This is a genomic window from Lysobacter capsici (assembly GCF_018732085.1).
Classification (GTDB): Bacteria; Pseudomonadota; Gammaproteobacteria; order Xanthomonadales; family Xanthomonadaceae; genus Lysobacter; species Lysobacter capsici_A.
Window position 1 is genome coordinate 2593133 of sequence record NZ_CP076103.1, and the last position, 20477, is coordinate 2613609.

The 20477-nt window shown below is 67.5% G+C and carries 20 protein-coding genes; 14 read left to right on the forward strand and 6 right to left on the reverse strand.

The annotated features are described in order from the left end of the window. Window positions 1–200 precede the first annotated feature (200 nt). From der to aroQ, 5 genes are all read left to right on the forward strand, one after another. Complete coding sequence (gene der / locus KME82_RS10910; protein WP_056107825.1) at window positions 201–1601, forward strand: ribosome biogenesis GTPase Der; 1401 nt, start codon at window positions 201–203, stop codon at window positions 1599–1601. Window positions 1602–2236: 635 nt separating this feature from the next. Then, on the forward strand, window positions 2237–2845 hold the full coding sequence (gene mobA / locus KME82_RS10915; RefSeq protein WP_215498520.1) for a molybdenum cofactor guanylyltransferase: 609 nt from the start codon (window positions 2237–2239) through the stop codon (window positions 2843–2845). Window positions 2846–2931: 86 nt separating this feature from the next. Continuing rightward, window positions 2932–4152, forward strand: a complete 1221-nt coding sequence (locus KME82_RS10920; RefSeq protein WP_215498521.1) for a molybdopterin molybdotransferase MoeA — start codon at window positions 2932–2934, stop codon at window positions 4150–4152. 218 nt (window positions 4153–4370) lie between these two features. Further along, the gene (gene moeB / locus KME82_RS10925; RefSeq protein WP_215498522.1) at window positions 4371–5507 is read left to right on the forward strand and encodes a molybdopterin-synthase adenylyltransferase MoeB; all 1137 of its coding nucleotides are present in this window, start codon (window positions 4371–4373) and stop codon (window positions 5505–5507) included. Then, entirely contained in the window at window positions 5497–6093 is a 597-nt protein-coding gene (gene aroQ / locus KME82_RS10930) for a gamma subclass chorismate mutase AroQ (RefSeq protein WP_215498523.1), read from the forward strand. Before moeB ends, aroQ begins: the two co-directional genes overlap by 11 nt. Window positions 6094–6255: 162 nt before the next feature. On the opposite strand, the gene KME82_RS10935 is transcribed toward aroQ, so the two are convergent. Both KME82_RS10935 and KME82_RS10940 read right to left on the reverse strand, forming a co-directional pair. Beyond that, complete coding sequence (locus KME82_RS10935) at window positions 6256–6624, reverse strand: RidA family protein (RefSeq protein ID WP_036103106.1); 369 nt, start codon at window positions 6622–6624, stop codon at window positions 6256–6258. 21 nt (window positions 6625–6645) lie between these two features. Next, entirely contained in the window at window positions 6646–7443 is a 798-nt protein-coding gene (locus KME82_RS10940) for an alpha/beta hydrolase (RefSeq protein WP_252255693.1), read from the reverse strand. Between the two features lie 237 nt (window positions 7444–7680). On the opposite strand from KME82_RS10940, the gene KME82_RS10945 reads away from it, so the two are divergent. Next, on the forward strand, window positions 7681–8724 hold the full coding sequence (locus tag KME82_RS10945) for a DUF2272 domain-containing protein (protein ID WP_215498524.1): 1044 nt from the start codon (window positions 7681–7683) through the stop codon (window positions 8722–8724). Between the two features lie 138 nt (window positions 8725–8862). On the opposite strand, the gene KME82_RS10950 is transcribed toward KME82_RS10945, so the two are convergent. Continuing rightward, window positions 8863–9198, reverse strand: coding sequence for a DUF1244 domain-containing protein (locus tag KME82_RS10950; RefSeq protein ID WP_215498525.1), 336 nt, complete (start codon window positions 9196–9198; stop codon window positions 8863–8865). A 158-nt stretch (window positions 9199–9356) separates the two neighbouring features. Here KME82_RS10950 and folD point away from each other — a divergent pair, with 158 nt between their 5' ends. The 5 genes from folD to KME82_RS10975 all read left to right on the forward strand — a co-directional run bounded on the left by folD (window position 9357) and on the right by KME82_RS10975 (window position 15867). Further along, window positions 9357–10235, forward strand: a complete 879-nt coding sequence (gene folD, locus KME82_RS10955; protein ID WP_215498526.1) for a bifunctional methylenetetrahydrofolate dehydrogenase/methenyltetrahydrofolate cyclohydrolase FolD — start codon at window positions 9357–9359, stop codon at window positions 10233–10235. 364 nt (window positions 10236–10599) lie between these two features. Beyond that, window positions 10600–12057, forward strand: coding sequence for an IMP dehydrogenase (gene guaB / locus KME82_RS10960; protein ID WP_215498527.1), 1458 nt, complete (start codon window positions 10600–10602; stop codon window positions 12055–12057). An 86-nt stretch (window positions 12058–12143) separates the two neighbouring features. Beyond that, window positions 12144–13712 (forward strand): glutamine-hydrolyzing GMP synthase, encoded by a 1569-nt coding sequence (gene guaA / locus KME82_RS10965; RefSeq protein ID WP_215498528.1) that lies wholly within the window; start codon window positions 12144–12146, stop codon window positions 13710–13712. 26 nt (window positions 13713–13738) lie between these two features. Beyond that, the gene (locus KME82_RS10970) at window positions 13739–14449 is read left to right on the forward strand and encodes a hypothetical protein (protein ID WP_215498529.1); all 711 of its coding nucleotides are present in this window, start codon (window positions 13739–13741) and stop codon (window positions 14447–14449) included. 1199 nt (window positions 14450–15648) lie between these two features. Then, complete coding sequence (locus tag KME82_RS10975; RefSeq protein ID WP_215498530.1) at window positions 15649–15867, forward strand: hypothetical protein; 219 nt, start codon at window positions 15649–15651, stop codon at window positions 15865–15867. Window positions 15868–15887: 20 nt separating this feature from the next. Here the strand turns inward: KME82_RS10975 and KME82_RS10980 are convergent, their stop codons facing one another. Next, window positions 15888–16574, reverse strand: a complete 687-nt coding sequence (locus KME82_RS10980; RefSeq protein WP_215498531.1) for a TetR/AcrR family transcriptional regulator — start codon at window positions 16572–16574, stop codon at window positions 15888–15890. A gap of 127 nt (window positions 16575–16701) precedes the next feature. On the opposite strand from KME82_RS10980, the gene KME82_RS10985 reads away from it, so the two are divergent. From KME82_RS10985 to tadA, 3 genes are all read left to right on the forward strand, one after another. Next, window positions 16702–17220, forward strand: a complete 519-nt coding sequence (locus tag KME82_RS10985; RefSeq protein ID WP_215498532.1) for a DUF1993 domain-containing protein — start codon at window positions 16702–16704, stop codon at window positions 17218–17220. 181 nt (window positions 17221–17401) lie between these two features. After that, window positions 17402–17902 (forward strand): hypothetical protein, encoded by a 501-nt coding sequence (locus KME82_RS10990; protein ID WP_153018898.1) that lies wholly within the window; start codon window positions 17402–17404, stop codon window positions 17900–17902. A gap of 11 nt (window positions 17903–17913) precedes the next feature. Next, window positions 17914–18393 carry a tRNA adenosine(34) deaminase TadA gene (gene tadA, locus KME82_RS10995; protein ID WP_430538816.1) on the forward strand — a complete coding sequence of 160 codons (480 nt, stop codon included), beginning with the start codon at window positions 17914–17916 and terminating at the stop codon, window positions 18391–18393. A 237-nt stretch (window positions 18394–18630) separates the two neighbouring features. Here the strand turns inward: tadA and KME82_RS11000 are convergent, their stop codons facing one another. Further along, entirely contained in the window at window positions 18631–19227 is a 597-nt protein-coding gene (locus tag KME82_RS11000) for a hypothetical protein (protein ID WP_215498534.1), read from the reverse strand. A 46-nt stretch (window positions 19228–19273) separates the two neighbouring features. After that, a complete protein-coding gene (locus KME82_RS11005) occupies window positions 19274–20407 on the reverse strand; it encodes a Cache 3/Cache 2 fusion domain-containing protein (protein ID WP_215498535.1) in 1134 nt (377 codons plus the stop codon). Between the last annotated feature and the right edge of the window lie 70 nt (window positions 20408–20477).

A 20477-nucleotide genomic window follows, 5' to 3' on the forward strand; every position in this document is an offset into this window, starting at 1 on the left:
CTGATCCGGCGTCCGGCCGGGCCGTCAACCGCCCCTTTTTGCGTCGCCAAAGCGTCGCGGCGGCCGGTCTGGCACTATGGCGCCCTCTGACGGCTTGTCGAAAGGCTCGTCCCGAGGCAATCCGAAGGCCGGCGCCGCATCAGGCGGCCGCGTTGCCTGCGATTCCCGACTCCCCATTCCCCATTCCCGGCTCCAAACACATGCTCCCCCTAGTCGCCCTCGTTGGCCGCCCCAACGTCGGAAAATCCACATTGTTCAACGCGCTCACGCGTACCCGCGACGCGCTCGTCCATGACGAGCCCGGCGTCACCCGCGATCGCCACTACGGCGTGTGCCGGCCCGAAGGCCAGCGCCCGTTCGCGATCGTGGACACCGGCGGCATGGCTGGCGTGGACGAAGGCCTGGCCGGCGCGACCGCGCGCCAGGCGCGTTCGGCCGCCGAGGAAGCCGATCTGGTCCTGTTCGTGGTCGACGGCCGCGAAGGCGCGTCCGCGCTCGACGACGAAATCCTCGCCTGGCTGCGCAAGACCGCGCGGCCGACCCTGCTGGTGGTCAACAAGACCGACGGCCTCGACGCGCGCCAGGCGATCAACGATTTCGCCCGCTACGGCATCCGCGACGCGATCGCGGTGTCCTCGGCGCATCGCCAGGGCATCGACGAACTGCTCGCCGAGGTCTACGGCCGTCTGCCCGAAGAGGGCACGACCACCGAGCTCGACAACGACCCCAAGCGCATGCGCGTGGCCTTCATCGGCCGCCCGAACGTGGGCAAGTCGACCCTGGTCAATCGCCTGCTCGGCGAGGAGCGCATGATCGCCTCCGAAGTGCCGGGCACCACCCGCGATTCGGTCGCGATCGACATGGAACGCGATGGCCGCCTGTACCGGCTGGTCGATACCGCCGGCGTGCGGCGCAAGGCGCGGGTCGAGGAAGCGGTGGAGAAGTTCTCGATCATCAAGACCCTGCAGGCGATCGAGAACTGCCAGGTCGCGGTGGTCATGCTCGACGCCGGCGAAGGCGTGACCGATCAGGACGCCAGCGTGCTCGGTTACGCGCTCGACTCCGGCCGCGCCCTGGTGGTGGCGGTCAACAAGTGGGACGGGCAGACCGAATACCAGCGTCAGCAGACCGAAAACCTGCTCAAGCGCAAGCTCGCCTTCGTCGAGTGGGCCGAACCGGTGCGGATCAGCGCCAAGCACGGCTCCGGCCTGCGCGAGCTGTTCTCCGCGATCCATCGTGCGCATGCCTCGGCGACCACCGAGATCGGCACCAGCGAAGTCACCAAGGCGATGGAAGTCGCCTACGAAACCAACCCGCCGCCAGTGGTGCGCGGGCACGTGGCCAAGCTGCGCTTCGCCCATCCGGCCGGCCTGAACCCGCCGACCTTCGTCGTCCACGGCACGCGCTTGCGCACGCTCAGCGACAGCTACAAGCGCTATCTGGAAAACTTCTTCCGCAAGCGTTTCAAGCTGGTCGGCACGCCGGTGCGCTTCATCTTCAAGGACAGCAGCAACCCGTACGAAGGCAAGAAGAACGTGCTGACCGAGCGGCAGGTGGCGAAGAAGAAGCGCTTGATCCGGCATGTGAAGCGCGGCAAGTAAGGCTGGCGGCTTCGGCGGGTGCGTTCTCGCTCGACGTTGGGTCGAGTTTCGTGTCGGGGCTGAAGCCCCTCCCACAAAAAACCTCGTGGCTTGCGGGGTTTTTTGTTTTTCGCGATCGGGAAGCACCGAAGTCTTTTGTGGGAGGGGCTTGAGCCCCGACGCTTTTCGATCAGGTCATCGCCATCTGAAACAAGAGCGTCGGGCTTGAAAGCCCTCCCACAAAAAACGCTTCCACAAAAAACTCGCGGCTTGCACGGTTTTTTGTTTTTCGCGATCGAGAAGCATCGAAGTCTTTTGTGGGAGGGGCTTGAGCCCCGACGCTTTTCGATCAGATCAGCGCTATCTGAAACAAGAGCGTCGGGCTTGAAAGCCCTCCCACAAAAATTCCCTCGCACAAAAAAATCTCGCGGCTTGCGGGGTTCTTGTTTTTCGCGATCGCGAAGCACCGAAGTCTTTTGTGGGAGGGGCTTGAGCCCCGACGAGAAATCTCGCCTGCGACACGGGCGTCAAGTCCGGCCGATCTTCAATCGCCTCGGGATTGATCGCATCCCGTCGTGCAATGCCCTTCCACCGCGCCGGTACGAGCCAACGGGCACAATACGAGCCGACTCCCGCAAGCCCCGACCGCGCCCCTCATGAGCATCGCCGCCTCCGAGCTGACCCTGGGCCTGTTGGCCGGCGGCCGCGCATCGCGACTGGGCGGTCTCGACAAGGCCTGGTTGCAGCGCGACGGTGTCGCCCAGGTGCTGCGTCTGTCGCGCCTGTGCGCGCCGCGGGTCGCGCAGGTGCTGGTCAGCGCCAATCGCGATCTGCCGCGCTATGCCGCCGCCGGATTGCAGGCGTTCGCCGATGCGACGCCCGACCTCGGGCCGCTCGGCGGCCTCGACGCGCTGGCCGCGGCCTGCGCCACGCCGTGGCTGTTCACCATGCCGGTGGACGCGGTCACCGTCGACGACCGTCTGTTGCCGGCGCTGATCGCCGCGCAGCGCGGGCAGGGCGCCTACGCGATCGACGACGACGGCGTGCAGCCGCTGTTCGCACTGTGGCCGGTGGCGCCGTTGCGGCGTGGGTTGAGCGAGGCCTTGCCACAGCGGCGCCTGGCCGTGCGCGCATTGCAGGCCGAACTGGGCATGGCCGCGCTGCGCCTGGATGGCCTACGCTTCGGCAATCTCAATACGCCGCAGGATCTGGCCGTGGCCAGGTTTCAGGCCGATCCGGCGCGCTGCGATCCGCAGCCGGATTAGCGCGGCATCCGTGCGATGCCCTCGTTGCCGGCGGCGCGCGCTCCATCACTCCCGTCCATCCACGCGTTTTAGATGAGTCCCCAGCCATGAGCGATTTCCCCACCGGCCTGCTGTTCGACGACGCCATGGCGATCGTCGCCGAAGTCGCCGCCGCGCATCGGCTCGCCACCGAATCCCTGTCGCTGCCGCGTTGCCACGGCCGGGTGCTGGCGCGCGACATCGACGCGCCGCTGTCGCTGCCGCCGTTCGACAACAGCGCGATGGACGGGTTCGCCCTGCGTCAGGCGGATCTCGGCGACGACGACACCGCGCTGGCCCTGGTCGGCGAACAATTCGCCGGCCTCGCCGCGGGCTTGAGCCTGGGCGCCGGGCAATGCGTGCGCATCACCACCGGCGCGCCGCTGCCGGCCGGGGCCGACACCGTGGCGATCAAGGAAAACGTGCGCATCGACGGCGATCGCGTATGGGTGCCGGCGACCGCGCTCGGCCAGAACGTGCGCTACGCCGGCGAGGACGTGCGCGAAGGCGAGCGCGTGCTGCGCGCCGGGCAGGTGCTCACGCCCGCGCGGGTGTCGCTGGCGGCTTCGCTGGGCCTGGCGTCGCTGGAGGTGCGGCGCAAGCCCACGGTCGCGGTGTTCACCAGCGGCGATGAACTGGTCGAACCGGGCATGCCGCTGGCGCCGGGTCAGATCTACGACAGCAATCGCGATCTGCTGATGGGCCTGTTGCGCGCCGATGGTCTGGAGCCGACCGCGTGGCCGCGTTTGCCCGACGATCCCAGGCAAGTCGAAATCGCGTTGCGCGACGCGGCCTGCGCGTTCGACCTGGTGTTCACCTGCGGCGCGGTGTCGGCCGGCGAGAAGGACCACATCCCCGCGGTGCTCGGCGAATTCGGCGCGATCCATTTTTGGAAAGTGAAGATGCGCCCGGGCATGCCGCTGCTGTTCGGCAGCATGGATCAGGCGCGCATGCTGGGTTTGCCGGGCAATCCGGTGTCGGTGATGGCGACTTATCTCAGCTTCGGCCGCGCCCTGATCGATGGCTTGCAGGGCCGCGCCGAACCGCGTCCGGTGTGGCGCGCGCGGCTGGTCGGATCGATCGAGAAAACCCATCCGCGGCGCGAATTCATCCGCGCGCGCCTGCTCAGCGACGACGGCGGCGTGTTGCGGGTCGATCCCAATCCGGCCACCGGCTCGCATCGCCTGCGCGCGGCGGCCGATTCCGATGCGCTGATGGTGGTGCCGGAAGGGCCGCAGCGACTGGAGGAGGGGACGGTGATGGAGGTTATGCCTTATTCGTTTGGGTGAGTGGGGTGGCGGGTGCCCTCACCCCAGCCCTCTCCCGCAAGCGGGAGAGGGAGCTCGCTGGCGCAGTCGTTTGAAGCCTCTCTCCAGGCGTTTGTTCGCGCCGACGTTTGAAGCCCCTCTCCCGCCTGCGGGAGAGCGGTTGGGGTGAGGGCCCGCGACGCAACACAGCATCGCGCCCCGCGCCCGCCAGCCCCACCGCAACCGGCGATAATCCCCACATGAGCATCGAACAAATTTCCCCCGAGCAAGCGCGCGCACGGCAGCAAGCCGGCGCGATCCTGATCGACGTGCGCGAGCCGCACGAGCGGGCAAGCGGTTACGCCGAGCACGCGCTCGGCATCGCCAAGGACGCGCTGGAGGCCGATCCCGGTGCGAGTCTGCCCGATCATCAAGCCGAGATCGTGCTGATCTGCCAAACCGGCGCGCGTTCGCTGCGCGCCGCGCAGACTCTGCTCGATGCCGGTTACGCGCAGGTCGCCTCGGTCGAAGGCGGCACCACGCGCTGGATCGCCGAAGGCCTGCCGCTGGCGGTGCTGGAGCAGTCCGACGAACAACGCGACTTCTACGATCGCTACTCGCGCCACCTGCGCCTGCCCGAAGTCGGCGAAGCCGGCCAGCGCAAGCTGCAGGCCGCGCGCGTGGCGATGGTCGGCGCGGGCGGGCTGGGTTCGCCGGCCGCGTTCTACCTGGCCGCGGCCGGGATCGGCACCCTGGTGCTGGCCGACGACGACGTGGTCGATCGCAGCAATCTGCAGCGGCAGATCCTGCACACCGAGGACCGGATCGGCGTGGCCAAGGTCGAGTCGGCGCGGATCGCGTTGAACGCGCTCAACCCGCGGGTGCGGGTGGAAACCTTCGCCGAACGGATCAGTTCCGACAATGTCGAGCGCCTGATCGGACAGGCCGACGTGGTGTTCGACGGCGCCGATAATTTCCCGGTGCGCTATCTGCTCAACGATGCCTGCGTGAAACTGGCCAAGCCGCTGGTGTACGGCGCGATCCACCGGTTCGAAGGCCAGGTCAGCGTGTTCGATGCCGGCCGCCATCGCGGCCGATGCCCGTGCTATCGCTGCCTGTTTCCCGAGCCGCCGCCGCCGGAAGCCGCGCCCAACTGCGCCGAGGCCGGCGTACTCGGCGTGTTGCCGGGCGTGGTCGGACTGATCCAGGCGACCGAAGTGGTCAAGCTGATCCTCGGCCTGGGCGAATCGCTGGCCGGCCGCCTGCTGCATTTCGACGCGCTGGCGATGCGCTTTCGCGAAACCCGGCTGCGGCCCGACCCCGACTGCCCGGTGTGCGCGGCCGGTCGCGCGTTCCCCGGATACATCGATTACCAGGCGTTCTGCAATGCGCAGTGAGACCGAAGCGCGGGCATCGGTCATGGTTTCCGTGGCGCGCGCCTGTGCGGGCATGCTGCTCGCGTTGACGTTTGCCGTGACCGCCGTCGCCGCGGAACCGGCAACCTCGGCGATGGCGCGGGTGGCCGAATTGAGCGCGCAGCGCTTGCTACTGGCCGATACGGTCGCGGCCAGCAAGCGCGCATCGGGCAAGCCGGTCGAGGACGCGGCACGCGAGCATTCGCAGCTCGATCGCCTGGGCGCTCAAGCCGCGTCGCGCGGCGTGTCGCGCGATCAATCCGATGCATTCTTCAAGGCCCAGATCGAAGCCAACAAGCTGGTGCAGTACCGCCTGCTGGCGCAGCCCTCGCGTCGGCGGCAGGCGGCGATCGGAGCGATCGATCTGGAACCGGTGCGCGCGCGCCTGGACGAGATCAATCAGGCCATGCTCGACGCGTTGGCGCCGGCGTTGCGCGAGGCGCGCGCCGAGGACTGCGTGCTGCGCGCGTATCAGGAACAGGAACAAGCCGCGCGCCGGCATCGTCTGGATGCCTTGCATCGCACCGCATTGGCGCGTTCGTTCGGGGATATCTGCCGCTTGCCGTGAGCGGCGAAAGCCGTAGGTCAGATGGCGATGTCGAGATCGTTCGCGCCAATCCTTCGCGCGCAGCAACCCATGTGATCGGTGGGACCGATCCATTCGGTCGACTTGCATGTTCGGCGACCGGTCGCCGGCGATGGCCGCAACCGGTCGCTGCACGACGCTTGCTCAATCGGCCGCGATCGCCTCGATCTCGACCATCCAGCCTTCCTCGTACAACTCGGCGATCACCACCGTCAGCGCCGGCGAATGCTCGCCCAGCACTTCATGGCGGATTTCGTAATTGCGCTTGCGCATGCGCCGGTCGGTGAGGAAGGTGGTGACCTTGACCAGGTTGCTGAAATCCATCCCGGCCGCTTCGAGCTGGCGTTCGACGTTGGCCCAGGCGCGGCGGCATTGGCCGTCGAAGTCCTTGGGCAGGATGCAGGCATCGCACTGCGGCAACTGGCCGCTGATGAACAGCAGGCGCTTGAAACCGGTGATCTGGTGCGCCTGCGAGTAAGACACTTGGGTGGGATGGATCACTTGGCGTTCCATGTCGCACCTCGGGTTGATGGATCAGTGGATGAAATCCCTCAAAGCCTGACCGTACTGCGGGTACTGGCCGATGTTGTGATGATCGGCGCCGTTCAACTGCACCACGTCCAATCCCTGCGGACGCGTTTGCAACGAGTGGATCAGACGCTGGGTGTTGGCCGGCGGGATCACGTCGTCGGCGCTCGCGCGCACGACCAGGATCGGGCCGAAATAACCGCGCAGATGCGCGACCGAGTCGTAACGGTCGCGGACCAGCCAACGCGTCGGCAGCCAGTTGTAGTGCGCCTGCGCGGTTTCGCTGAGGCTGTCGAACGGGGTCACCAGGGCGAGACGTTCGACCGGTCGCTGGCCGGCGACATAACTGGCCACGCCGCTGCCGAGGCTGCGCCCGATCACCGCGATGGGCTGCTTGGGATGCTCGCGCGCGACCTGGTCGAACATCGCCAGCGCGTCGGCGAACAGCTTGGCTTCCTCGGGCTGGCCCTCGCTGGCGCCGAAGCCGCGGTAGGACACCAGGTAGATGGTGCGATCGGGGAACCACTGCGCCAGCGATTCGCGCATGTTCTCGATGCGTTCGGCGTTACCGCCGAAATAGATCAGGGCTTTTTCGCGGCCCGGATTGAGCCGCCAGCCGCGCAGCACCACGTCGCCGCGATCGACCGCGTAATCGGTCATGTCCGAGCCGAGCCGGGTGTTCTGCGGGAAATACATCAGCTCGCGCTGCTTGAAGTACAGCCAGCCGCAGATGCTGAGATAACCGGCCGCGGCGACGCCGGCGAGCACGGTGACGGATTGGAGCAGACGGGGGTTGCGAGCCATCGATGCGAGAGCCTTCCTTGCGGGGCGGGGGAGCGCCGACTGCGGCCGCACAAACCGTGTGCCGCGATGCGTTGCCGCGACGATAACCCGCGACGGTGCCGTCTCGCCAGCGCTGGCGCGATCACGCCGTTTGCACGGAAGATGACTAGGCTGGAAACAGGCGGGCTCGTTGGGGTCGTGCCGAGAAACCCTGTGGCCGCCCAGCATCGCGGCCGCATCGCCACCCGGAGATCGCCGATGTACCGCTGCGCCTTGTTGGTTTTGCTGAGTCTGTCGGCAACGTTGTGGCCGCTGCGACCCGCGTTCGCCGCCGACGCCTGTCCCGCCTTGCGCGATCAGGGCGCGGCCGCGGATGCGGCCACCCGAATCGCGGCCGCGGCCTGCACCGAGAACCTGCTGTGGTTCCGGCCCTTCATCGACACCCAGGGCCGGCTCGCCAGCGCGGTGGTCAGCGAAGCGGAAACCTCGCGCCTGCAGGACGGCGCCACCGAGACCTGGCGCCGCACCGCCAGTTATTGGCGCGACACCGGCCTGCTCCAGCGCATGAGCGGTTTCGCCGGCGCGCAGCAATGCTTCGACCCCTACGGCAGCGGCTATTCGGCGGTGTCCTGCCGCGCCTTCCTGATCGACAACCCGTGGTCGGCGGCGTTCATTTCCTACGTGATGATGAAGGCGGCGGTGCCCGGGTTCCGGCCGTCGGCCAGCCATTACGACTACGTGCGCGACGCCTACCGCGGCGCCGACCAGAGCCCGTTCCAGTTCCTCGATCCGGCCAGCGCGACCGCCTCGCCCGGCGACCTGCTGTGCGCGGTGCGTTCGAGCAACCGGGTGTACGGCTATTCGGGCCTGATGGCCGCGCTCGACGCCAACAACGGTTCGCTCAACATGCATTGCGACGTGGTCGTCGCGGTCAATCCCGGCAACGACGGCAAGGCGTATCTGATCGGCGGCAATGTGCAGCAGGGCGCGACCATGCGGCTGATGGCGGTCAACCGCAACGGCCAGTTCTGGCCGCTGCCGCTGCGCAGCGAAACCCAGGTCGAGTGTTCGCCCGACACCGCCTCGGCCTGCGACATGAGCAAGCTCGACTGGGCGGTGCTGCTCAAGCTCAAGTCCGAATCGGCCCTGGCCCAGCTCGCGCCGCCGACGCCGTTGTTCGCCCCGCAGGTCGCGCCGGCGCCGTTGCAGCCGTCGGGTTGCTGCGTGCAGTGCGTGGTGGGCTCGGGCGTGCCGCGTTGTCCGAATCCCAATACGCCGGGGATCCGGCCGGAGCAGAACTGAGCCGGCGGTATCGATAGCCCCCTGTAGGAGCGGCGCGAGCCGCGACTGCGACATCATGGCTACGACGAAACTAACGCCGTAGTTGCGATGTCGCAGTCGCGGCTCGCGCCGCTCCTACAGGAAGATACCCACCGCCGCTCAGCCGTGTTTTTTCTGCGCCGCCTCGAACGCCGCCAGCTGTTCCGGCGTCGCCTCGCGCTGGAACTGCGCCTTCCATTGCGCGAACGGCATGCCGTAGATCGCTTCGCGCGCCTCGTCCTTGCTCATGTCGATGCCGCGCGCCTGCGCCGCGTCGCGGTACCAGTCGCCCAGGCAATTGCGGCAGAAGCCGGCCAGGATCATCAGGTCGATGTTCTGCACGTCGCTGCGCTCGTGCATGAGGTGGGCGAGCAGGCGCCTGAACGCGGCGGCCTGGATCGCGATGGTGTCGTGGTCCTGCGGCGTGGGATCGACGGGCGGGGCGGGGTGGGTCATGGCGGTGTCTCGTTCGGACTTGGAAGGGCGCGATGGCGGCGCAGCGACTGCGATCAAGGCCGGCTCGCGCCGATTCGGCGGCGCAGGTGGCGAAAATCGCGCGAAAGAATGGGGGATAATGCGCGGCTCCGACTCTAGCGCAGCGCCGACGACCCCGCATGACGCCTCCCTCGCACCCGGCCCGCATCCTCGACGGCAAACGCATTGCCGAGGACCTGCTCGACAACCTCAAGGCCCAGGTCGACGCGCGCGTCGCCGCCGGCCTGTCGCGGCCCGGTCTGGCGGTGGTGCTGGTCGGCAACGATCCGGCCTCCAGCGTCTACGTGCGCAACAAGCGCCGCGCAGCGCAGAAGGTCGGCATCCGCGCGATCGATTACGACCTGCCGGCCGATACCGGCGACGAGCAACTGCTGGCGCTGATCGACCGGCTCAACGCCGATCCGCAGGTCCACGGCATCCTGGTGCAACTGCCGCTGCCCGATCGCCGCGACGCCACCGCGCTGATCCACCGCATCGACCCGCGGAAGGACGTCGACGGTTTCCATCCCGAGAACGTCGGCCATCTGGTGCTGCGCCAGTTCGGCCTGCGTCCGTGTACGCCGCGCGGCATCACCACCTTGCTGGGCTACACCGACCGGCCGGTGCGCGGGCAGAGCGCGACCGTGGTCGGGGTCAGCAACCACGTCGGCCGGCCGATGGCGCTGGAACTGCTGATCGCCGGCTGCACCGTCACCAGCTGCCACAAATTCACCCCGCCGGCGGTGCTGGAAGCCTCGGTACGCGGCGCCGACATCCTGGTCGTCGCGGCCGGCCGCCCGAGCCTGATTCCGGGTGAATGGGTCAAGCCCGGCGCGGTGGTGATCGACGTGGGCATCAACCGCCTGGACGACGGCCGCCTGGTCGGCGACATCGGCTTCGACGCCGCCGCCCAGCGCGCCAGCTGGATCACCCCGGTCCCGGGCGGGGTGGGGCCGATGACGGTGGCGACGTTGATGCAGAACACGTTGGAAGCCGCGGAGGCGGGGGATCGGGGTTAAGGGACCTTTGACCCGGCCACCTCTGCTTTTGCTCGTCATTCCCGCGAACGCGGGCTCTGCTTTACTTCGGCGAAGCCGAATATCCAGAGACTTTCAGCGTCATCTTCCCAGACCGTCATTCCCGCGAACGCGGGAATCCAGAGACTTCAGCGTCATCTTCCCGGGGCCGTCATTCCCGCGAACGCGGGAATGACGAGCAAAAAAGCACGCGTGTGAGGCGCCAGCTGCTCACCGCCCCCCAGCCAAAGCCCCGCTAAACCCCCCACCAAACCCCGCCAGCAGAACGCCCCTTTCCGCCCGCAACCCCAGCGCCGGACCCCCGGTTCGGGTTAGAATGGCGCGCTTCATCCTCCCGGGCCCGCCCATGCTGCGCATCCAGGCTGAAGCGCTTACTTACGACGATGTGTCTCTCGTCCCCGCGCATTCGATCGTCCTGCCTAAGGACGTAAACCTCTCCACCCGCCTGACCCGCGACCTGTCGATCCGTCTGCCGATCCTGTCGGCCGCGATGGACACCGTCAGCGAGGCCCGCCTTGCGATCGCACTGGCCCAGCTCGGCGGCATCAGCATCATCCACAAGAACATGAGCCTGGAAGCCCAGGCCGCGCAGGTCGCCAAGGTCAAGAAGTTCGAGGCCGGGGTGATCCGCGAACCGTTCACCGTGGGGCCGGAAACCACCATCGGCGAAGTGCTCAAGCTGACCCGCGCGCGCAACATCTCCGGCGTGCCGGTGGTCGACGGCGGCCAGCTGGTCGGCATCGTCACCAGCCGCGACATGCGCTTCGAGACCAAGCTCGATGATCCGGTCCGCCACATCATGACCAAGCGCGATCGCCTGATCACCGTGCACGAAGGCGCCAGCGACGAGGAAGTCCTGCAGCTGCTGCACAAGCACCGCATCGAAAAGATCCTGGTGGTCAACGACGGCTTCGAGCTGCGCGGCCTGATCACGGTCAAGGACATCCAGAAGAAGACCGACAACCCCAACGCCGCCAAGGACAGCGCCGAGCGCTTGCTGGTGGGCGCGGCGGTCGGCGTCGGCGGCGACACCGAGGCGCGCGTGGAAGCACTGGCCGCGGCCGGCGTGGACGTGGTCGTGGTCGATACCGCGCACGGCCATTCGCAGGGCGTGCTCGACCGCGTGCAATGGGTCAAGAAGCGCTTCCCGCAATTGCAGGTGATCGGCGGCAACATCGTCACCGGCGAGGCGGCCTTGGCGTTGATGGATCACGGCGCGGACGCGGTCAAGGTCGGCGTCGGTCCGGGGTCGATCTGCACCACGCGCGTGGTCGCCGGTGTCGGCGTGCCGCAGGTGACCGCGGTGGCGATGGTCGCCGAGGCGTTGAAGGATCGTATTCCGCTGATCGCCGACGGCGGCATCCGCTACTCGGGCGACATCGGCAAGGCGCTGGTCGCGGGCGCATCGACGGTGATGGTCGGTGGCCTGTTCGCCGGCACCGAGGAAGCGCCGGGCGAAATCGAACTGTTCCAGGGCCGCAGCTACAAGAGCTACCGCGGCATGGGCAGCCTGGGCGCGATGGAGCAGGGCTCCAAAGACCGCTATTTCCAGGACGCCTCCGACGCCGACAAGCTCGTGCCCGAAGGCATCGAAGGCCGCGTGCCGTACCGCGGTTCGCTCGGCGGCGTGGTCCACCAACTCGCCGGCGGCCTGCGCGCGACGATGGGCTACGTGGGCTGCGCGACCATCGAGGAAATGCGCAAGAAGCCCAGCTTCGTGCGCATCACCAACGCCGGCGCGCGCGAAAGCCATGTACATGACGTGCAGATCACCAAGGAACCGCCGAACTATCGCGCCGGCTGATGCCGGCGCTCGGGAATCGAGAATCGGGAATCGATGACCGCGCAGCTTTACCCATTCCCGACTCCCCATTCCCGATTCCCGGCTCAATGACTGATATTCACAGCGACAAGATCCTGATCCTCGACTTCGGCGCGCAATACACGCAGCTGATCGCGCGACGCATCCGCGAACTGGGCGTGTACTGCGAGATATGGGCCTGGGATCACGATCCGGCCGAAATCGAAGCGTACGGCGCCAAGGGCATCATTTTGTCGGGCGGCCCCGAGTCGACCACCGAGCACGGTTCGCCGCGCGCGCCGCAGCAGGTGTTCGACGCCGGCCTGCCGATCCTGGGCATCTGCTACGGCATGCAGACCATGGCCAAGCAGCTCGGCGGCGAAACCGAAGCGGCCGATCAGCGCGAGTTCGGTCATGCCGAAGTGTCGCTGGTCGCGCACGATCGCTTGTTCGATGGTTTGAAGGATCATCCCGGCTCGCCGCCGCGCCTGGACGTGTGGATGAGCCACGGCGATCACGTGTCGAAGGCGCCCGACGGTTTCGTCGTCACCGCCAAGACCGACCGCATTCCCGTCGCGGCGTTCGCCGACGACGCGCGCCGCTGGTACGGCGTGCAGTTCCATCCCGAAGTCACCCACACCAAGCAGGGCCAGACTTTGCTGCGCCGCTTCGTGGTCGACATCTGCGGTTGCCAGACCTTGTGGACCGCCGCGCACATCATCGACGACCAGATCGCGCGCGTGCGCGAGCAGGTCGGCCAAGATGAGGTGATCCTCGGCCTGTCCGGCGGCGTCGATTCCTCGGTGGTGGCCGCGCTGCTGCACAAGGCGATCGGCGATCAGCTGACCTGCGTGTTCGTCGACACCGGCCTGCTGCGCTTCAACGAAGGCGACCAGGTGATGGCGATGTTCGCCGAGCACATGGGCGTCAAGGTCGTGCGCGTCAACGCCGCCGACCGTTACTTCGACAAGCTCGCCGGCGTCAGCGACCCGGAAGCCAAGCGCAAGATCATCGGCAACCTGTTCGTCGAGATCTTCGACGAAGAATCGCAGAAACTCGCCAACGCCAAATGGCTGGCGCAGGGCACGATCTACCCGGACGTGATCGAGTCCGCCGGCAGCAAGACCGGCAAGGCCCACGTCATCAAGAGCCATCACAACGTCGGCGGCCTGCCCGAGCACATGAAGCTCGGCCTGGTCGAACCGCTGCGCGAATTGTTCAAGGACGAAGTGCGGCGCCTGGGCGTCGAACTCGGCCTGCCGCGCGAGATGGTCTACCGCCATCCGTTCCCCGGCCCGGGCCTGGGTGTGCGCATCCTCGGCGAAGTGAAGCGCGAATACGCCGACCTGCTCGCGCAGGCCGATCACATCTACATCGACGAACTGCGCAAGGCCGGCCTGTACGACAAGACCAGCCAGGCCTTCGCGGTGTTCCTGCCGGTGAAATCGGTCGGCGTGGTCGGCGACGCGCGCGCCTACGAATGGGTGATCGCGCTGCGCGCGGTGGAGACCATCGATTTCATGACCGCGCACTGGGCGCATCTGCCGTACGACTTCCTCGGCACGGTGTCGAACCGCATCATCAACGAACTGCGCGGCGTGTCGCGGGTGGTTTACGACATCAGCGGCAAGCCGCCGGCGACGATCGAGTGGGAGTGAGTTCGGCCCTGTGAGAGGTACGGCGTATGTCCAGGTCAGGCAAACGCGAGACGGCGGCGATCGAGCAGGTCGCCAGACACTTCGGTGCGACCTGGGAGGACGGCGGGGCGACGTCGCCCGATGCCTATCTGACGCTTGACGCAAGACGTATCGCCGTCGACGTCGCGGCGATCGATCCTGTCGTCGCGGAACATGCCGCCACCGCGCCTCGCCTGCGCTTCGACAAGGTCGCACTGCGCTTGATTTCGCGTTTGCAGGCCGCGCTCTCGCCGCGTGTCCCGGATGGGAAGGTGGTGATACTCACCGTCACCGCGCCCATCCGTTTGCCCGCGAAGACGGCCGCCGAGCTGGAACGCCATATCGGCGAATGTCTTCGGCGCGGCGCCATGAATGGCGAGATCAACGACACGATCTGCGCGAATCAGACCCGGGTTCGATTCGCGAAAGGCATCGCGGGGCCGGCGTCGAAAGTGATCGTTTTCGTGCATAACCCCGATACCGATCCGCGGGTTCTTTTCGATCTGACCACGGGCTTGCTCAAGCGCATCGGCGCGGCGGCCGAGCAACGCCCGCCGGTGGCGTTCAGCGGCGATCGCTGGCTCGTGATCGCCGATGAACAAGGCTCCGCGCGGATCGAGACGTATCGGCACGTCTATTCGCAACTGCGCATTGCCAGCGACTTCAGCAAGATTCTCGTCGTGCTCGCCGATGGGCAGGTCGAAGCGTTGCTCGGTTGAAGCCGACGTGTCCGCGCCGTCGTGGCGACGTATGCGCCGGGCTGTGACAACTGACGCGGTTCGCGCGCGTCGACCGGGCTAGGGTTCGACTCACTCGCCCGCGCCCGTGTCGGGCGCCGCCGTCAAGAACGCAGCATGTCCGCCACGGAAGGGATCGGTAGCTTGTTCGACTGCGATTCGCATCCGCGCGATGCGTGGGTCGAGCAATGGCGCGTCCGCGCCGGTGCCGTGATCGGCGATAGCCCGGATCGTCTTGCAGAGGTGCATAGACCGCGCCCGCCACGTTTATCCATTGCGTTCGATCACGCTCGGGTGGCGAATGCCGGCGAGGGTGTCGCATCGCCGCCGCGCGAGCGCGGCGCCTCCGAGGTCGTTCGCATGAGCCCGCGGGTTCGGTGCCCGGCTCGCGAACCCGCATTGGCCGCGGAAGGAGCCGCGGCAACCCACGCGCGACGGCATTCGCCGTCGGCGTCCTCGGCGACTGGAGGAAGGAGTGCCTCGGCCGCCTCGCCACGTTGGAGAGAACGATGATCAGGAAGTCTCGTGCCAAGTTGATCCTTGCGTGCTTCGCGTTCGGACTGGGTCTCAGCGTCAGCCTCAGCGCGGTCGCGCGCCCGTGCTGCAGCAGTTGCGATCCGGACGATCCGGATTCGCGTTGCTGGGCGATCTGCTCGCCCGGCTGCTGATTGCGGTAATGCGGAAAGGGGCGGGCGACCGCCTCTTTCCGTGTCCACCCGGCCGATCGCCGGGCCGGTGTCGATATTGCGTATACGATCCGTTCGCCAGTTTGCCGCGGGGTGGCGGCGCTTGAGCTCCAGTCCGCTGCTCGCCGCATGCATTCGCATCAGTGGGTGCTCGATGCAGCGCCCGGCGCCGCGCGCTCAGCGAAGCGACTTGGCCACGCCATCCGCAGCGACTGCGCGAGCCCGCGCGGCGACACGCTGGCGGCCGAAAGGTGGGTGTCGCGTCCCATCTCGGGCGCTCGTCATTAGGACCGTTACTGTCCGCAAGGCGGCGTAATCTGCGCTCGAACCGGCCGACGGCCGCGCCCCGCCGCGGCGTCCGACGCCGATATCCCCCAACCGCGATCCGCATGTCGATTCGCGCCCGCCCGGTTCGTCGTTCCAGACAAGGGCGGCCGAATCCGTGCGCTGCGCGCGCGGAACCTGCGCCGTCCGACCTCGCCCAGGAGAACGCCCATGTCGAGAACTCTGCCGATCGCCGCCGCCTTGTTGGCCCTGCCGCACCTGCTGGCGGTGGCGGCGTCGCGCAACGACGCGGCGGTTCGCGCCGACGGCGCCTGCTCGGCGCGGGCGCAGCAGCACGTCACTGCGTTCGAGCGCTGTCGGTGCGTCGATGTCGGCCGCGACGGTGCGCGCGGCGCCGGCCTCGCGGTGCGCTACTACTCGCAGCGTTGAGCGCCTGAGCCGCGCGAGGCTCAGCTCTCGGGCCAGGCCCGCAGCGCGGCGCGCAGCACGTCGCGTAACTCGGCCGCGGTCGCGCCGTCGCGGGCCTGGATCGACAGGCCCTGGATCACGGTGGCCAGGAATTTGGCCAGCCCTGCGGCGTCGCAATCGGCGGCGACATCGCCTTCGCGCTGGCCGCGTTCGATGCGGGCGCGAAAACCGGTTTCGATCGATCGGCGATGCGCGGCGATTTCCTCGCGCAAGGGCGCCGACGCGCCGACGCTGCCGACCTCGGCCGCGACCAGCATGCAGCCGCTGCGCTGCCCGCAGCCGGCGAAGCCGTCGGCGATAGTGTCGAACAGGCGCTCGAACGCTGCGCGCGCGCTCAGCCCGGGCGCCTGCACGGTGGCGGCGTGGCGCGCGCGGAACTGCTGCAGGTAGCGTTGCAGCGCCTCGCGGAACAACTGCTCCTTGCTGCCGAACGCCGAATACAGGCTGGGCGGGGCGATGCCCATGGCCGCGGTCAGATCGCTCAGCGAGGTCGCTTCGAAGCCCTGGCGCCAGAACAGCTGCATCGCGGTTTCCAGCGCCTGCTCGCGGTCGAACGCGCGCGGTCGCCCGCGCGGTCGGCGCGGGGGCGTTTCGCTGCCCGCGTCGGCGCTGTCGGCCGGTGCCGGAGATGCATCGCTGATTTCCATAGCGATCGATACTAAATTCATTGACCGGCCCCGGACAAGCGCTCAGACTCGGCCGCGGCCCTCGCCGCCGGCTGCGTTCGCCATGCCGCCGCGGCCCGTGCGCCCGCGACCCCGTCTGTTTCCCCGCCACGCAAACAGGACTTTCCCCATGAGCTTTTCGCTCTACGACATCTCGGTGCCGGCCTTCAGCCGCGGCCTCGACACGCTGTCCCACCTGCTCGACAAGGGCGCCGCCTACGCCGACGAGCAGGGCATCGACCCTTCGCAGCTGATCGGCGGGCGTCTGGCGCCCGACATGTACACCCTGATCGGCCAGGTGCAGTCGGCCAGCGACGCGGCCAAGTTCGGCGCCGCGCGCCTGGCCGGCATCGCGCCGCCGAGTTTCCCCGACAATGAAACCACCCTGGACGAACTGCGCGCGCGCATCGCCAAGACCCAGGAATTCCTGCGCAGCGTCAGCCCCGAGAGCATGGACGGCCAAGAGGAACGCGAGATCGTGATCCGCCCGGGCGGCCGCGAACTCAAGTTCGTCGCCCGCGACTACATCCGCGGCTTCGTCCTGCCGAACTTCTATTTTCACCTGACCACGGCCTACGGAATCCTGCGCCACCAAGGCGTACCGCTCGGCAAGCTCGACTACCTGCGCGGCGCGGCGTCGCCGGCCTGAGCGCTGCCGGCCGGGGCCGGCGAAGGCTCCGATCGGCGCGCCCGTACCGCCAGCGCGGCCGCCGATCGGCCGGAACGGCGACCCGGGTTCGGGTTCGCGGCGTCTTCTGATTTAGCATGTCGCCCTTGGCGCGCCGGAACGGGTCCGGCGCCGCCCGGGCGATCTGCACAGAGGACGTGACGTGAAAAGACTGCTGATGCTGGTGCCGCTGCTGCTGGCCGGTCTGGCGTTCTGGTACTTCGAACTGGCGCGCCGCATCGACGAGGCCGCCGTGCGCGACTATTACAACGAACAGATGCAGGCCTACTACCGCTTCGACGGCGACTGGTTCTGCAGCAGCATGACCGACGACTACGAAGTCGTCGAAATCACCTACACCGGCAAGCAGCGCAAGGACGAGCGGCTGAACAAGGCCGAGTCGTGCAAGCGCACGCGCGAGACGGTCGCCGAGCTGGTCGAAATCCGCGACGCCAAGATCGGCCTGCCGTTGCCGTCGTGGACCATCGAAGTGAAGAACATCGAAGTGGCCGACGACCGCCACAGCGCGACCGTACAGGCCGAAGGCCGGATGACGGTCGGCGCGCGCGATCTGGGCGTGACCAAGTGGACCGAGCGGCTGATCCGCCGCAACGGCCGGGTCTTCAGCGAGCGCTCCAACTCGACCGCCTGGGTCGAAGAATGAGCGAGGATGGCGTGAGCGAGCAGGCATCCATCGACGAGCGCTGGATGCGCCACGCGCTGGCGCTGGCCGATCGCGCCGAGCGCGAGGACGACGAGATTCCGGTCGGCGCGGTGCTGGTGTCGGCCGACGGCGCGGTGCTCGGCGAAGGCTGGAACCGCAACATCCGCAGTCACGATCCCAGCGCGCACGCCGAGATCGTCGCCTTGCGCGAAGCCGGCGGCCGGATCGGCAATCACCGCCTGATCGGCACGACCTTGTACGTGACCCTGGAGCCGTGCGCGATGTGCGCGATGGCGATGGTGCATGCGCGGGTCGCGCGGGTGGTCTTTGGTGCGAGCGATCCCAAGACCGGCGCGGCCGGCAGCGTGTTCGATCTGCTGACCGATCCGCGTCATAACCATCGCGTCGTGGTGCACGGCGGGGTGCTGGGCGATGAGGCGGGTACGCGGTTGACTACGTATTTCCGGCGTAAGCGCGGCAAGCCGGTTTGATTCGAAGCGTCGTGGGATGAGAATCCGGCGTGGGTGCTTGGGGCGTGGTTTCAGGCGCGGTGCGATCGATGGGTCGCCGCGCCGGAGCGGAAGGCGTCGGGGCTCAAGCGCCTCCCGTAGGAGATTGTGCGGCGTCGCTCGCTTATGCGGGTTCGAGGTGAAGACGTGCTGGTTCAAGGCGTACCGGCGACCGTCCGGGGTCTGTCGCATCCGCTCGTTCCCCGCGAACGGGATCATTCAACGCAGCGCGCCGAGCGCCTTGTGCGCGTCGTCGATGAATCGGCGCGACTCCTGCGGAGAGTTCAGATACGTCGCCAGGTGCGCCACGACCTGTTTGGGATCGTGGCGGGTCTCGAAGGCCTCCTGGCAGAGCATGCCGGCGATCGGTCCGAGGTAGTTCAGCGCCACCTGTTCGATCGTTTCGCGCACCCGCTTGTCCACCCACGCCGGCGCCGCGTCCGTCGGGGCGGCGGGCGCGCGCGCGGTGGCCGCGGCGATCGCCGCGGTGGTTTCCGAACGCCCGGCCAATTCCTGTTCGAATCCGCCGAGCAGCCACTTCATCGATGCGGGGTTCAAGGCCATCTTGTTGCCGTAGGACGGAATGTCGTTGGGCTGGAAACGCAGCTTCGCGGTCGAGACCATCGACAGCCCCTGCACGGCCTCGTCGTTGCGCAGCATGCGGAACGTCACTTCCTTCACCTGCCCGTTGTGCAGGCGGATGATGCCCGAGTGCAGTTCCTCGGTGACCAGGAACACAAAGCCGGAAGCCTCTATCTGCACCAGCGCATTGAGCTCGCGCAGCACTTCGATCAGCGGTCGGAACTCATGGCTCATGACGTCGTCTACCTCGCATCGCGCAATGGGATCGGGACCGGTCGTCTCAGCGCTGCTTGCTGAGTTTTTCCATCGCCACGCGCACGCTGTACGACAGGCGCGAAATCGCCCGGGCGAGCTTGCCGATTTCGTCCTTGAGGTCGGCCTCGGCGATGGTGTGGTTCCACTTGCCGACGCTGAGTTCCTCGGCGACCGCGGTCAGGCGTTGGATCGGACGCAGCACCCGGTTCTGGATCAGGCTCCATTGCAGGCCCAGCAGCAACGCGCAGACCAGCAGGCCGATGCTGGAGATCCACAACGACTGCTTGACGATCACCCGGTTCACGTCGCTCTTGGGATAGGCCGCGACCAGGGTGAACCCCCAGTCGGCGACGTCCTGCTTGGTCACGACCCAGTCCGGCGGCAGATCGGTGACGATGCTGTTGATCTTGGCCGGATCCAGGCTGGCGCCGGTCTTGGACTGGAAACGCAGCTTGCCCTTGCCGTCGAATACCGCGATGAAACCCGACTCCAGCACCCGGCTGTCGTCGATCACGCGGGTGAGCGCCTGCAAGTCGGTCTTGTAGCCCACGTACCAGATGCCGATCGCGCGCGAGGTGTCGGAACCGGCGAACACCGGCTCATACCCGGTCACGTAGGGATTGCCGAGGATGTCGACCACGCCGTAGAAGCTCTGGCCCTTGCGGATTTGCGCGATCGCCTTGCCCTGCGGATCGAGCACGGTGCCGATCGCGCGGTTGCCGTCGTCTTTCTTGACGTTGGTGGCGATGCGCACGAAATCGTCGCCGCTGCGCGAGAAAATCGTCGCCGTGCCCTGGGCGATCGAGGTCACGGTGTCGACCAGCGCGAAGTTGTTGGCTTGCGGCGTGCCGCCCAGCAACAGATCGTTGGTGGAACGGGTATCGACGCGGGTTTGCGGACCGATGCTCGGGTTGCCGACGCGGTCGGCTTCATGGCGCAGCAGGCGCATCGAGCCCTGCACGCGTTCGAGCATGATCGAGTGGGTGACCGCGAACAGGCTCTGCAACGCGCTGGTCTGGCGGTCGATGGATTGGTCGGCGTTGGCCCGCACGCGGTTGGCTTCGACCATCGCCAGCACCACGGTGAGCGCGACCACCACGACAAGGACCAGGGCCAGAATGGGCAGCAGCAGGCGTACCCGCAACGAGTGACTGATCATCGCATTCTCCCCGAACGCAATAGTGATGAAGAGGGTCTATGCGTTGCCGCATGAGCGTGTTTCATCGCGC

Coding starts and splice junctions, on each gene's coding strand:
- KME82_RS10970 (WP_215498529.1), top strand. CDS start 13,739: ATGTCCAGGTCAGGCAAACGCGAGACGGCGGCGATCGAGCAGGTCGCC.
- KME82_RS10920 (WP_215498521.1), top strand. CDS start 2,932: ATGAGCGATTTCCCCACCGGCCTGCTGTTCGACGACGCCATGGCGATC.
- moeB (WP_215498522.1), top strand. CDS start 4,371: ATGAGCATCGAACAAATTTCCCCCGAGCAAGCGCGCGCACGGCAGCAA.
- KME82_RS10945 (WP_215498524.1), top strand. CDS start 7,681: ATGTACCGCTGCGCCTTGTTGGTTTTGCTGAGTCTGTCGGCAACGTTG.
- mobA (WP_215498520.1), top strand. CDS start 2,237: ATGAGCATCGCCGCCTCCGAGCTGACCCTGGGCCTGTTGGCCGGCGGC.
- KME82_RS11005 (WP_215498535.1), bottom strand. CDS start 20,407: ATGATCAGTCACTCGTTGCGGGTACGCCTGCTGCTGCCCATTCTGGCC.
- KME82_RS10935 (WP_036103106.1), bottom strand. CDS start 6,624: ATGGAACGCCAAGTGATCCATCCCACCCAAGTGTCTTACTCGCAGGCG.
- aroQ (WP_215498523.1), top strand. CDS start 5,497: ATGCGCAGTGAGACCGAAGCGCGGGCATCGGTCATGGTTTCCGTGGCG.
- guaA (WP_215498528.1), top strand. CDS start 12,144: ATGACTGATATTCACAGCGACAAGATCCTGATCCTCGACTTCGGCGCG.
- KME82_RS10940 (WP_252255693.1), bottom strand. CDS start 7,443: ATGGCTCGCAACCCCCGTCTGCTCCAATCCGTCACCGTGCTCGCCGGC.
- KME82_RS10975 (WP_215498530.1), top strand. CDS start 15,649: ATGTCGAGAACTCTGCCGATCGCCGCCGCCTTGTTGGCCCTGCCGCAC.
- KME82_RS10980 (WP_215498531.1), bottom strand. CDS start 16,574: ATGAATTTAGTATCGATCGCTATGGAAATCAGCGATGCATCTCCGGCA.
- KME82_RS10985 (WP_215498532.1), top strand. CDS start 16,702: ATGAGCTTTTCGCTCTACGACATCTCGGTGCCGGCCTTCAGCCGCGGC.
- folD (WP_215498526.1), top strand. CDS start 9,357: ATGACGCCTCCCTCGCACCCGGCCCGCATCCTCGACGGCAAACGCATT.
- der (WP_056107825.1), top strand. CDS start 201: ATGCTCCCCCTAGTCGCCCTCGTTGGCCGCCCCAACGTCGGAAAATCC.
- KME82_RS11000 (WP_215498534.1), bottom strand. CDS start 19,227: ATGAGCCATGAGTTCCGACCGCTGATCGAAGTGCTGCGCGAGCTCAAT.
- KME82_RS10950 (WP_215498525.1), bottom strand. CDS start 9,198: ATGACCCACCCCGCCCCGCCCGTCGATCCCACGCCGCAGGACCACGAC.
- guaB (WP_215498527.1), top strand. CDS start 10,600: ATGCTGCGCATCCAGGCTGAAGCGCTTACTTACGACGATGTGTCTCTC.